An 11728-nucleotide genomic window follows, 5' to 3' on the forward strand; every position below is an offset into this window, starting at 1 on the left:
ATGCGGGTTTTGTATCTTATTTCTTGCATGACGTTTGTTTGGGGGACCGCATCGTTCGCGCAAGTCACTCCGCCTGAAGCCAGCGATACATTTTTGAAAGGTCGGCCTTATTCTCCTAATGCCGATCGCGCCTACCCGGAGAGGGTTTTTTTCGGCGACACGCACGTACACACGGGTCTGTCGGCCGATGCCGGTGGCGGTGGAACACGCTTGATGCCGCGCGATGCCTATAGATTCGCGCGTGGAGAACAGGTCACGTCTAACACAGGACAGCCGGCCAAGCTGTTCCGTCCTTTTGATTTTTACATGATTACCGACCATTCCGACGCGATGGGGGCAATCACAGATATTATCTCAGGGGCGCCCAACATTCTGGCTGACGAGCAGGGGCGCGAGTTTCACAATGCCTTCAATGCCGGAGGTGAAGAGGCACTCCGCGCCATGCAGCAACTCATCGCAAGTTTTGCACAAGGCACAGTTTCACCGGCGCTAAATTACCAGCCCGGCAATCCTGCGTTCGCGACAGTCTGGGGCGATCTTATTGATGCGGCGGAAGAGTTTAACGCCCCTGGCGTCTTCACTACATTCATTGCCTTTGAATGGACGTCGCTCGTCGAAGGCAACAATCTGCATCGCAATGTGATCTTGCGCGACGGCCCTGAAATTGCGCGCAAGATTCTGCCCTATACGACCACTCCTCCAATCGGTTCACCCAACCCACGCGACCTGTATGCTTGGCTGGAGAATTTCGAAGACAAAACAGGCGGCGACGCGCTAGCCATTGCGCACAATGGCAATCTGTCCAATGGTTGGGTTTTTTCCTTGGTCGATGACTTCGCCGAAGGAAAACCGCCATTAGACCGCGCATATGCCGAAGCAAGGTCGAAATGGGAGCCACTTTACGAATGGTCACAGATTAAGGGCGATGGCGAAGCACATCCGTTCTTGTCGACCGAAGATGAATTTGCAGACTACGAGACTTGGGATTTCGGAAACCTTGATGCCAGTATACCGAAAGAATCCGAAATGCTTGAAGGTGAATACGCGCGGTCGGGTCTTTTGCGCGGTCTCGCCCTTCAAGCAGAACTTGGCGTTAACCCGTACAAGTTCGGGGCAAGTGCTGCTACCGACACACACACCGGCCTATCGGCCGTGGCGGAAGACAATTTCTTCGGAAAGCATACTGCCTACGAACCCAGCGGTGAACGTGCCAGCCATATTGGGAAAACGTTTTCTGACGGCGATGTCGCGTACTACGGTTGGGGTTACAGCGCAGCTGGTTTGACTGCCGTGTGGGCGCGAGAAAACTCCCGCACCTCCATATTCGATGCCATGGAACGTCGGGAAGCATATGGCACCACGGGTCCACGTATGTCAGTCCGGTTCTTTGGTGGCGACTATTCGGAAGAAGTAATCGCGCGACGTGATCTTGCAAGGATCGGCTACAGCGGCGGGGTACCTATGGGCGGCGACATCGCTGTCGAAGAAGGCGAAGCGCCCGATTTTTTGGTCTATGCCTTGCGAGACCCAGTCGGCGCAAATCTGGACCGCATCCAGATCATAAAGGGTTGGATCGATGCAGAGACAGTTGAAAAACAAGAGAAAGTCTATGACGTTGCATGGGGCGGAGACCGTACCCCAGACGAAAATGGTAATCTGACTGCAGTCGGAAGTACGGTTGATTTATCGATACCTTCTTGGACGAACACAATAGGAGCGTCAGAACTTGGCACGGTCTGGACAGACCCGGACTTCGATCCCTCGGAACTCGCTTTCTATTATGCCCGCGTTATCGAAATACCTACGCCCCGATGGACCGCTTATGATGCCATCAAATTTGGTGTTGAAATGGGCTCGGATGTGCCGATGATCACACAGGAACGGGCATACACCTCGCCCATTTGGTACACACCTCGCAACTGAGAACGGATATTGCACATTCGGAGGCAAGAGACCGCTTTGGGCTCTAAGCAGACGTTCGTCGAAATTTCGTGAAGGACCGCATCGCGGGACAAAGCAACCGTTCGCTGCTGTTTAAGCCAAACTACGGCTCCGCCGCCTTTTCGGCCTGGCATTGCTGTTAGCCAGCAGAATGAACAAACAGCAGCGAAATCGACCCCACAAGGATCAGGCTCAGCGCCCATATTACGTCCAGATTGAACCACCCTTTCGAAAGGAATCTCGAGTTCCAAACTTGTTTTGCAGAAATTCCCTGTAAATTTCCGGTTATCAGGGAAATCCCGCCTAAAGCGACCCCGCCAAAATGCGCCACTGAGACTAGGGCCGGAATTGCGCCCTGAGTGTACGGTCTGCTCTGTCTCTGATTGAAAGCGCATGTGCCAACTCGCGGGAATTGCGGTACAATTCCGGGTCAGAAAACACAACTGAAGTGAGACAGGTATGAGTGGCGGTGCTGTCAGACTAATTCGAACCAGTCTCAGCTAGGCCAGTGACGCTGTCCTTTATCCCGCACCAAGTTGACGCCACTCGCTAAGAGCGGCGGCGCGGGTCAGCTTGAAGGTGTCTCGACTGGCTAGCGATCTTTCCTGGTTGAAGTGGTTGTAGACAGAGGAATGGACGGAGGCGAATTTCTGCAAACTTCGCATGCGCCTGAAACGTTGCATAGCGCGCTCTCTTCGTCGGAAAGGCAGGTGCGAATTCTCAACGCGTTTGTTGAGCCACCTGCCCGTCTGTTGTTTTTCGAGAGCACCCAAATCTCTGAGCGCTGCTTTGTAGGATGCAAAACGGTCGGTCACGACCTCCTCGGCGCAACCGTGCCGTTTCATCAATTTCTTAAGGAATTTCAGTGCTGCAGCTTTGTTTCGGCGTTTGGTGACAACGGCTTCCAGCACCTCGCCCTCGTGATCAACTGCACGCCAGAGATAGCGGCGTTTGCCATTCACCTTCACAAAGACTTCGTCCACGTGCCACTTCCATTTCGAGAACGCGCACAGCTGCTGCACCCGCTTCCGCCTGATCTCAGCAGCAAACATCGGGCCGAACCTATTCCACCAGTATCGGACAGTTTCGTGGCTCACGTCGATGCCTCGCTCGTGCAGTAAATCTTCGACATTCCGAAGCGAGAGTGCAAACCGAATATACAGCATCACCGCAAGGCGGAAAATCTCAGGGCTGGTTTTGAAGTATTTGAATGAGGCAGGTCTGGTCATGAACAAAAGCTACGCAACCGCCCTACCGCTCTCAAGCAAAGTTCTTCTGACAAGACCGTACTGGAGTAGATTTCAACGTTTTGGGATTAGCAGAGTGCGTCGCACCTCTTAAACACACCTCAATCTGCATTTCAGGCAGTGCGAAAAGCAATCATTGTCAAGTCATCCAAGCGTTCTTCCTTCGTACTATAGTCTTGAAAAGCGCTGTGAATAGCCGACAATAGCTCTTCCGAACACGACCACTCTTCCTGTTCAAATACAGATACAACTCTCTGAAAACCAAAAGCTAAACGTTTTTCTCCACCTAATTGGTCAATCAAGCCGTCAGTTGAAACAAAAAAATCTGTGATTTGATCCAATTGAACTTCGTGTTCGAAAAATTTTGGGCCAATTGGAGTATCCACATACCCAATGCTCAGCTTGTCACCTCGGATTCGGTCAATGCCGGTATTGGATTTGACCAAAAGAGACATATGCGCACCTGCAAACGTCGCTATCCCTTTTGCTGAATCGATCTGGCATATCGCAGCGTCCATGCCGTCGTTGGAAGCCCCGTTTGCAGTATCCTGATTTAGAAGTGCACGCGTCAAATCGCTCAACTTGGACAGTGCCAGCGACGGGCTAAGCATTTCATTTTCGAAGTAGAGCCGCTCAAGAGAAGCGATTGCTAACATAGTCATGAAACCCCCAGGAACGCCATGACCTGTACAATCAATTACGGCGAGCGTCGAAATTGGGCCATCCGACTTAATCCAGTAGATATCTCCTCCAACCAAATCGCGAGGTTCCCATTTAACAGCAAAATCGGCAAATGCGGCATCACACTGACTTGTCGTGGGTAACAAACCCTGTTGAATTCGCGTGGCATAATTTACGCTTGCGACGATCTGATGGTGCGCCTCTCGGATTTCGTTGACTCGTTCAACCTCTCGATCCAGCATTGAATTATAGCTTTGAACTACTTTGCCAATCTCATCTTCCGACTCGTATGGGACAATCTGAGGGTCATCGTATCGCTCAAATCTTTCGATGGCTTTCAACATTTGGCCGAGAGGTCTGTTGATGAGCCATAAAAATGCAGCAGCGCCTGCTAAGATCAGTGCAAATCCGCCGAGAATTCCAAGAAGGACCACAACGCCTACTTCTGTCCTTAGCTCATTGTTCAAGATCTCCTGATCAATTCGGGCCAACATCGTGGTCGGCCCTGCTGCCGTGGGAACAGTAACGACGATGTCTAAGCCAGGTTTTTTTATTTTGTCGCATCCTATAGCAGGCCAGGAAACCAGAGTTTCTGAGCTTTGTTCTAAACTCTGTTCAGCGCAGATAACGTAAGGAAAACCCGAATAGACCGCCAGCAGGCTCGTTGCTTGCGCAAGATTTCCTGCTTCAACCAATTCAGCCAACGGGCGCGCGATACGATTGGAAATCGTTGCAACTTCCGCGGCAACCTGATCTGTTTGAGCTTGCCTTTTGAATTCATAGTAAAAGAGAAGCACAATGGCGTTTAGCACACCTCCGAGCAGGAGGGTCGCCAGAATATGCTTCAGGAATATTCGGCGCTTTAAGAATGTCCAGAGTTTATGCACTAAATGCCTCTATAGTGTCCGGCATTTAGTTCCCGATGTTCTTCATCGCGGCCTGAAGAGCGTCACGATTATTGACGATCATCTGTACAACTTTGTAGTCCCCGGAAACTTCCCGAACTAGAAAGTCTGCGGTCACGGTGTCGCCACCTTCGGTTATCATTTCAGAGCAGACGAAATAGTCACTTCCCGCAAGAATAACCATTGGATGAACATTTGCAGGATAAACGGTTTCAAACGCGTTGGTGGTCGTGTCCAGATAAGTGTAAGAACCGTCGACCATCACTCCATCAACATGTGAAATCATGGCGGATTGGAGCTTTGCCTTGACTTCAGTTGGAATGTCGGCCGCTGCTGCCGGGTTGGACGATATTACTACGGCGACCATACACAATAGCCTAATCATGCTAACCTCCCCACTAATAACACTGCACAATTGATACACTAAAAATGCATAAATGTGTATCTTATGATATTAAGGCCTGAATTGAACTTGGTTCCACCCAAGCATGACCAAGGGGAACAAATGCTTGCAAGCGAAGTCTACGAACTGCGCGCGAACCTGCGCCGACAAGGCGTTGTCTTTGCATACAGTGGTTATGTAACTGAAGGTATCCTCAGCGGTGTTGGCGATGCGTTAAAGCAGAAATTAGTGTCTGAAGACGCTGACACTAAAACTCTCCGAAGTGTTTTCGCTGTTTTTGTCGAGCAAATGCAGAACATCATCAGATATTCTGTTGAACGACTACCGACCGACGGTGAGACTGAGGTGCTGGACATAAGTTACGGCATTGTGACCATCGGAAACGAGGCCGGCGGGTATGTCGTTCATGCGGGCAATCTGATCCTTTTAAGTGACGTAGACAACATGCGAAGACGGCTTTCAGAACTACGCGCCATGAATCGTGAGGAACTTAGGGCCGCATACAAAGACCAACTCCGGTCAGAAACTGACGCTGTCGGCAATAGTGCAGGTATCGGGTTAATTGAAATTGCGCGTCGAGCGTCAAAGCCAATCGAATTTGATTTTATGCGGATTGACGATCAGCACGCATTCTTCGCACTCAAAGCGACGGTTTAAGAGGGTACGGATGCAAAATATTGATATCCCGGCAACAAACCGCACTCCGGCCGTCGCGTTCGATTTTGACGTTGGCCACCTCAAACTGATTGGGGAGTCCTACCCTGAGGATGTTACGACCTTCTACAACCCGTTGTTTGATGCTTTGAAAAGTTGGTTGTCGGATGGCTCAATATCCAAATGTCGATTTGAATTTGAACTCATCTATTTCAATTCGTCCAGCGCCAAGGCCATCATGATGATCATGGAGCTTTTGGATTCCGCTGCTGAGGCGGGAAAAAGCGTTGACGTCTATTGGTTTCACGACCCCGAAGACGAGACCATGGAAGAACTTGGGGAGGAGTTTGGGGAGGACCTGAAACATGCCAAATTCACACTGGAAAAGTTGTTGGATCGATGACTATCGACGATCTCTTTGTTCGCGAGAATGAGGCTTTGGAAGTCGCGGAAGCAGCTTTAAACAGTGGACAATTTCCGAATGATGAAACGCGCAAGTCAATTGAAAACCTTGTCGGAGAATACAGAAAGCTGCTCAGAACCACGCGGCGCATGATGCGATTGAGTGATCGCAACGAGCGGGAATTGAATGCATTAGCCGAAAAACAGCGCATCGCCGCCGAAGAGGTTACCCAGAAAAACCAAGAGCTTGAGGCATTGTCAGGAAAGCTTGCCAAATACTTATCGCCTCAAGTCTACAACTCGATCTTTTCCGGTCGCCAAGAAGTTAAACTCGCGAGTAAGCGAAAAAAGCTGACAGTGTTTTTCTCGGACGTCGCCGGCTTCACAGAGCTTACGGATCAGATGGAGTCGGAAGATTTAACAGAACTCCTGAACAGCTACCTGACTGAAATGGCGGAAGTCGCTCTGAAACACGGTGCGACGATAGATAAGTTTATCGGCGACGCAATCCTTGTCTTCTTTGGAGACCCGGAGACTAAAGGTGTGCGGGAAGATGCTTTGGCATGCGTGAGAATGGCAATTGCAATGCGAGACAAGTTGGCAGAGTTGCAGGCAAAATGGAGGCGTCAAGGAATTAGACAACAGTTACAATGCCGTATTGGTATCAATACCGGCTTTTGTACTGTCGGAAACTTTGGGAGTGACGACCGTATGGACTACACCATTATTGGTGGGGCTGTGAACGTAGCTTCTAGGTTGGAGCATCAAGCCGACGAGGGTGCGATTTATATCTCGTACGAAACTTGGGCGCACGTAAACCACGAAGTAGAAACAGAAAAAGTCGGCGCCATCCAGGTAAAGGGTGTGGCTCAACCTGTCATGACCTACCGTGTCTTAGGTCAAAAGAATTCGAGACCGCGCGTAGAAAAAGTTGTATACGAAAACCCGAATTTTCGAATGGTGTTAGACCCGAGCTCAATGACATCAGAAGAACGCGCCGCGAGCTTAGAAATACTCAAGTTGGCGCTTGCTACACTCCGCAAAAACGAACACTGAAGTCGGGCAGCCAGTGTTTGAAGTGTTTTGGCAACATCTCTGGAAGGTGCTGTCAGACGAATTCTAACCAATCTCAGTTTGCCGCGGAAACTGCGAACCTATCCGGAACAGAGTTGACGCCACTCGCTAAGAGCGGCGGCGCGGGTCAGCTTGAAGGTGTCCCGGCTGGTGAGCGATCTTTCCTGGTTGAAGTGGTTGTAGACAGAGGAATGGACGGAGGCGAATTTCTGTAAACTTCGCATGCGCCTGAAACGCTGCATCGCGCGTTCTCTTCGTCGGAAAGGCAGGTGCGAGTTCTCGACGCGGTTGTTGAGCCACCTGCCCGTCCTTTGTTTTTCGGTAGCACCAAGCTCTCTGAGAGCGACCCGGTACGATGCGAAGCGATCCGTGACGACGGTTTCCGCTTTACCGTATCGCCTCATCAATTTCTTAAGGAATTTCAGTGCTGCAGCTTTGTTTCGGCTTTTGGTGACAACGGCTTCCAGCACCTCGCCTTCATGATCAACAGCCCGCCAAAGATAGTGTCTCTTGCCATTCACCTTCACGAAAACCTCGTCCACGTGCCACTTCCATTTCGAGAACGCGCGCAGCTGCTGAACACGCTTCCGCCTTATCTCAGCAGCAAACATCGGGCCAAACCTGTTCCACCAATATCGGACAGTTTCGTGGCTCACGTCGATGCCTCGCTCGTGCAGCAGATCTTCGACATTCCGAAGCGACAATGGGAACCGAACGTACAGCATGACTGCCAGACGAATGACCTCTTGACTGGTCTTGAAGTACTTGAATGGCGATTGTTTGATCATGCGACAAGGCTACGAGAGCACCCTGCCCGCCTCAACCCAAGTTCTTCCGACAAGACCGGTGCGAGTTCTCGACGCGGTTGTTGAGCCACCTGCCCGTCCTTTGTTTTTCGAGTGCACCCAGGTCGTGGAGCGCGGCTCTGTATGAGGCGAAGCGATCCGTCACGACGGTTTCCGCTTTGCCGTGTCGCTTCATTAACTTCTTGAGGAATTTCAGTGCTGCAGCCTTGTTTCGGCGTTTGGTGACAACGGCTTCCAGCACCTCGCCTTCATGATCAACAGCCCGCCAAAGATAGTGCCGCTTGCCATTCACCTTCACGAAAACCTCGTCCACGTGCCACTTCCATTTGGAGAATGCGCGCAGCTGCTGAACACGCTTCCGTCTGATCTCAGCAGCAAACATCGGGCCAAACCTGTTCCACCAATATCGGATAGTTTCGTGGCTCACGTCGATGCCTCTCTCGTGCAGCAGATCTTCGACATTCCGAAGCGAGAGCGGGAAACGGATGTACAGCATCACCGCAAGGCGGATGATCTCGGGACTGGTTTTAAAGTATTTGAATGAGGCAGGTCTGGTCATGGGCAAAAGCTACGCAACTGCCCTGCCCCGCTCAAGCAAAGTTCTTCTGACAAGACCCTCATAACAATCAAGAAACAACGCGACCAGAGGGAGTAGGCAATTTACGAAATCGTCGAACTTAGATGAAGTATTTACCATAGGCCGTTTAACAACCAATTGGCCTTGGGTTCGTCTACAATGTGCGTTTTTCCGTTGTGACTGTAGACCTATTTTGTCGAATTTGGAGCAAAATCTCTGAAAATTGCGAAAACTTTACGGGTCTGAGACCATGAATGTTAGTTTTCAACCGTTGTTTTTTAACGAGTTGAATATGTTAAGACTAGGTGAATGGAAGCTATTGCCTGCAAAAAGTAGGCTCTCCCAGTATTTCTCCCTTGGGAATAGCTCCCAATCATCTTTCAAAGCGTTTTTGGAAATAGCCGGCCCAATATGCGTTCTTGCAGTTTTGCTTGCCTATAGCCTTCATAAGGCTTCTGCCGCGAGCTACGCATCGATCCTCATGTGAAACAATTTAGCTTCGGCCGAGATGCCAGGTTCTTTGCTTAAAGATGTTGCAACAACTACTGGTCTTAAAGCGGGCATTCGCTTCAATTGCCACAAAGTCTGACCGCTAAAAACACAATTCATGACCAGACTGCTCCAGAGGCCTTCAAATTCAGACCGACGTGAACACAGGCTAGGGCATGATTGTTCGTTGGTTCATTAAATGAAGTCTCCAAAGAAAATGTAACAAATGCAACAACAGTATGAGTTCAGTGAAATTGAAGGAACACCGCGTGAAGATCTATTCTGTATTCGTTTGGATGCTGGCCCTGACCTTGATGGTTGGCGTCATCGATGTGGCTTCCGCCAAAGAAAAAGGCGGGAAGTCAAAAGACAAGAAAGTTCAGTTGGATGGCAAGCCGGATAAGGGTCAGAAAGCTGTGCCGCCAGGGCAAATAAAGCGCTATTCAAGAGGAGCCAAACTTCCCGCCGACTTGGATTACTCGGACATCGGCGACCTTTCCAACTGGAAATTGAAACCTCCAGGAAAAGGAAATCGTTACATACGCGTCAACGATGAAATTTTGGAAGTTTCTGATGATCTTTCGACTGTAGTCGACGCCGTTGGCATCGTTGGTGACCTTGCTAAGTAAAACGGCTGAATCATAACACCTGGACTCAACGCGGTCAGCTGATTGATTTGGTCAGATGTCGGCTTTTGAACGGATAGCAGACCCAACGTTGCAAAGCGCCAACGTCCGCCTTGCGGACAAAGCAGACCTTACATTATTCAGTGTCGGGCGTCCGTCATTTGGTTAGGACGGTGCTATTTGGATTGGCTGAGTTGCTCATTCATGTCCGCAAAAGACACGGCCCAGAATTCCGCCAAAAACGCTGAACATTCTTGTTCGGAGATTTCCGAACGCGTTCCATCGGCATCGGTTGCTATACCCATTGTGTAGCGAAGCTCGGTGCCCGTCTTAGTTTCTGTCAGATGGTAGGTCTCAGGGAAGCTGACGTTTGGGCGCGCGGGGTCCAGAATGCGCGTTGAAAAATAATCAAAGGGTTCCCAATCTGTAACACGATAAAAAAAATGGGCCATTTCGTGTGCGCAATGATAGCCCGACCCTGGACCAAGGCGTCCAAGGGGGTTCTCCATCTTGATATCGCCGACGCGATTCATCCACTTCAGTTTATGTTCGGGAGCAACGAGAGCCTCCCAAACGACCCCAATGGGAGCGTCGAAATGATATCGCAAGGTCCATACGCCATCCTGCTCTTCCAAGAAATCGCGTTGGCGATCAGCGCGCATTTTTTTCCAAGATTTGGCCAAATCGTAGACCTTCATGCGGACTTCACCAAAATGTTCGATATCCTGCGAAAAAGGCTGCATTATTTCACTGACGTCCATGGCGGCGGCGGCGGCTTCGCTGAACAGGGCATAGCTGTGAATACTGGTGTTCTCAGATACGTCTGTTTTGGTCATCCGGTGAACAAGGATGACATCGGCTCCCGAAATGTCCTTAGTCGGGCCAAGCTGCATTTCGTCAAATTGGCCGTGGTGGGCGATGATTTTGAGGTCCAAATTGTCGACATTGGCGCAAGCTCGGCATGGGCATGTCGTGTTTGCGATTATGTCCTGCCGCCTGAGGGTAAATGCGTTGTACAGGTTTTCGCAGATGGTCAGAAACGTCTCACCCGACGGGAAATCCTGACGTGTCGAGTATGCAAGGACAGCGTCGCCCTCGGTTTTCCAAAAATGCAACGGATCGCCGACTTGCTCAATCAGTGCTGCCAACAGCGATTGCAGGATAGGATTGGCATGGTCCATTTCCGAGGATGTCAGGAATTGCGTGTACCCCGAAATATCGGCGATCAGCAGATACCCAGTGTGTGTTGCTGTCATAGTCCCCTCCCCAAAGAGCGGTCGGTACGTTTCTTGCACCAGTACCGGAAAAGTACACGCAAGCGTCTGTCATGGCCATACGGCATAGAAGGTCTCAATTTCAGATTGCTGTAGTCGACCGCTTCAGGCTCAAAGTAGACATTCAGAGGAGTCCGCCCAATGTCTGCTGTGCGGGACGAAGCCGTCATCCGATTTCGACCCTTCGCCGACGCAGCATAGGTTTGCATCTGCAGCGACCCCAGCTCCGTTTCGCAGCCCATGTCGCCAAACCGGTCATTCGCCGGCGGGGTGCTGTCAGACCAATTCGAACCAGTCTCTGTTTACCCCTAAATGCCAGAACTTATGCTGAACAAAGTTGGCGCCACTCGGAGAGAGCAGCGGCGCGGTTGAGCTTGAAATTGTCTCTGCTGTAGAGGGCGCGTTCCTGATTGAAATGGTTGTGGACGGAAGAATGAACTGCGGCGAACTTCTGCAAACACCGCATTTGCCTGAAGCGGAGCATCGCACATTCTCGTCGTCGAAATGGCAGATGGGAATTCTCGGCCCGATTGTTCAGCCAGCGGCCGGTCTCTTGCCGACTACCGTTCCCGACAACTCTCATCGCCGCGCCATAAGACCGCAGTTTGTCCGTCACGATGGATTCAGGTTGACCGTAGCGTTTCATTGA

The 11728-nt window shown here is 50.7% G+C and carries 11 protein-coding genes and 1 pseudogene; 5 read left to right on the forward strand and 7 right to left on the reverse strand.

Annotated features, from left to right (window positions below):
* Positions 1-27 precede the first annotated feature (27 nt).
* Positions 28-1923, forward strand: a complete 1896-nt coding sequence (locus tag AC2FD9_RS22725) for a DUF3604 domain-containing protein (RefSeq protein WP_496838900.1) — start codon at positions 28-30, stop codon at positions 1921-1923.
* A 539-nt stretch (positions 1924-2462) separates the two neighbouring features.
* Here AC2FD9_RS22725 and AC2FD9_RS22730 read toward each other — a convergent pair.
* The 3 genes from AC2FD9_RS22730 to AC2FD9_RS22740 form a co-directional block, all read right to left on the reverse strand.
* Positions 2463-3170 (reverse strand): IS6 family transposase, encoded by a 708-nt coding sequence (locus AC2FD9_RS22730; protein WP_496838901.1) that lies wholly within the window; start codon positions 3168-3170, stop codon positions 2463-2465.
* A 131-nt stretch (positions 3171-3301) separates the two neighbouring features.
* Positions 3302-4756 (reverse strand): SpoIIE family protein phosphatase, encoded by a 1455-nt coding sequence (locus AC2FD9_RS22735; RefSeq protein WP_496838696.1) that lies wholly within the window; start codon positions 4754-4756, stop codon positions 3302-3304.
* 25 nt (positions 4757-4781) lie between these two features.
* The gene (locus tag AC2FD9_RS22740) at positions 4782-5159 is read right to left on the reverse strand and encodes a hypothetical protein (RefSeq protein WP_496699989.1); all 378 of its coding nucleotides are present in this window, start codon (positions 5157-5159) and stop codon (positions 4782-4784) included.
* Positions 5160-5279: 120 nt separating this feature from the next.
* On the opposite strand from AC2FD9_RS22740, the gene AC2FD9_RS22745 reads away from it, so the two are divergent.
* The 3 genes from AC2FD9_RS22745 to AC2FD9_RS22755 are packed head-to-tail and all read left to right on the forward strand — an operon-like array spanning position 5280 to position 7289.
* Entirely contained in the window at positions 5280-5834 is a 555-nt protein-coding gene (locus AC2FD9_RS22745) for a SiaB family protein kinase (RefSeq protein WP_108860847.1), read from the forward strand.
* A gap of 10 nt (positions 5835-5844) precedes the next feature.
* Complete coding sequence (locus AC2FD9_RS22750; RefSeq protein ID WP_282151851.1) at positions 5845-6234, forward strand: DUF1987 domain-containing protein; 390 nt, start codon at positions 5845-5847, stop codon at positions 6232-6234.
* Positions 6231-7289: an adenylate/guanylate cyclase domain-containing protein gene (locus AC2FD9_RS22755; RefSeq protein ID WP_496754868.1), complete on the forward strand. Its 1059-nt coding sequence runs from the start codon at positions 6231-6233 to the stop codon at positions 7287-7289. The genes AC2FD9_RS22750 and AC2FD9_RS22755 overlap by 4 nt, the downstream gene beginning before the upstream one ends.
* Positions 7290-7387: 98 nt before the next feature.
* Here AC2FD9_RS22755 and AC2FD9_RS22760 read toward each other — a convergent pair whose 3' ends face one another.
* Together AC2FD9_RS22760 and AC2FD9_RS22765 are read right to left on the reverse strand one after the other, a co-directional pair.
* Entirely contained in the window at positions 7388-8095 is a 708-nt protein-coding gene (locus AC2FD9_RS22760; protein ID WP_496838902.1) for an IS6 family transposase, read from the reverse strand.
* Positions 8096-8138: 43 nt separating this feature from the next.
* Positions 8139-8672: pseudogene (locus AC2FD9_RS22765) on the reverse strand (IS6 family transposase); the annotation flags it as partial.
* Between the two features lie 776 nt (positions 8673-9448).
* Between AC2FD9_RS22765 and AC2FD9_RS22770 the strand changes: the two are divergent.
* Positions 9449-9808 (forward strand): hypothetical protein, encoded by a 360-nt coding sequence (locus AC2FD9_RS22770; protein ID WP_496760770.1) that lies wholly within the window; start codon positions 9449-9451, stop codon positions 9806-9808.
* A gap of 173 nt (positions 9809-9981) precedes the next feature.
* Here the strand turns inward: AC2FD9_RS22770 and AC2FD9_RS22775 are convergent, their stop codons facing one another.
* Entirely contained in the window at positions 9982-11061 is a 1080-nt protein-coding gene (locus AC2FD9_RS22775) for a DUF2652 domain-containing protein (RefSeq protein WP_496760771.1), read from the reverse strand.
* Between the two features lie 340 nt (positions 11062-11401).
* On the reverse strand, positions 11402-11728 hold a 327-nt coding region (locus tag AC2FD9_RS22780; RefSeq protein ID WP_496838903.1), incomplete at its 5' end, for a DDE-type integrase/transposase/recombinase.

The organism is Ruegeria sp. YTSC230, assembly GCF_059609665.1.

Excerpts from the sequence above, each read along its gene's own strand:
- AC2FD9_RS22725 (WP_496838900.1), top strand. The coding sequence starts at position 28 with ATGACGTTTGTTTGGGGGACCGCATCGTTCGCGCAAGTCACTCCGCCT.
- AC2FD9_RS22730 (WP_496838901.1), bottom strand. The coding sequence starts at position 3,170 with ATGACCAGACCTGCCTCATTCAAATACTTCAAAACCAGCCCTGAGATT.
- AC2FD9_RS22740 (WP_496699989.1), bottom strand. The coding sequence starts at position 5,159 with ATGATTAGGCTATTGTGTATGGTCGCCGTAGTAATATCGTCCAACCCG.
- AC2FD9_RS22745 (WP_108860847.1), top strand. The coding sequence starts at position 5,280 with ATGCTTGCAAGCGAAGTCTACGAACTGCGCGCGAACCTGCGCCGACAA.
- AC2FD9_RS22750 (WP_282151851.1), top strand. The coding sequence starts at position 5,845 with ATGCAAAATATTGATATCCCGGCAACAAACCGCACTCCGGCCGTCGCG.
- AC2FD9_RS22755 (WP_496754868.1), top strand. The coding sequence starts at position 6,231 with ATGACTATCGACGATCTCTTTGTTCGCGAGAATGAGGCTTTGGAAGTC.
- AC2FD9_RS22760 (WP_496838902.1), bottom strand. The coding sequence starts at position 8,095 with ATGATCAAACAATCGCCATTCAAGTACTTCAAGACCAGTCAAGAGGTC.
- AC2FD9_RS22775 (WP_496760771.1), bottom strand. The coding sequence starts at position 11,061 with ATGACAGCAACACACACTGGGTATCTGCTGATCGCCGATATTTCGGGG.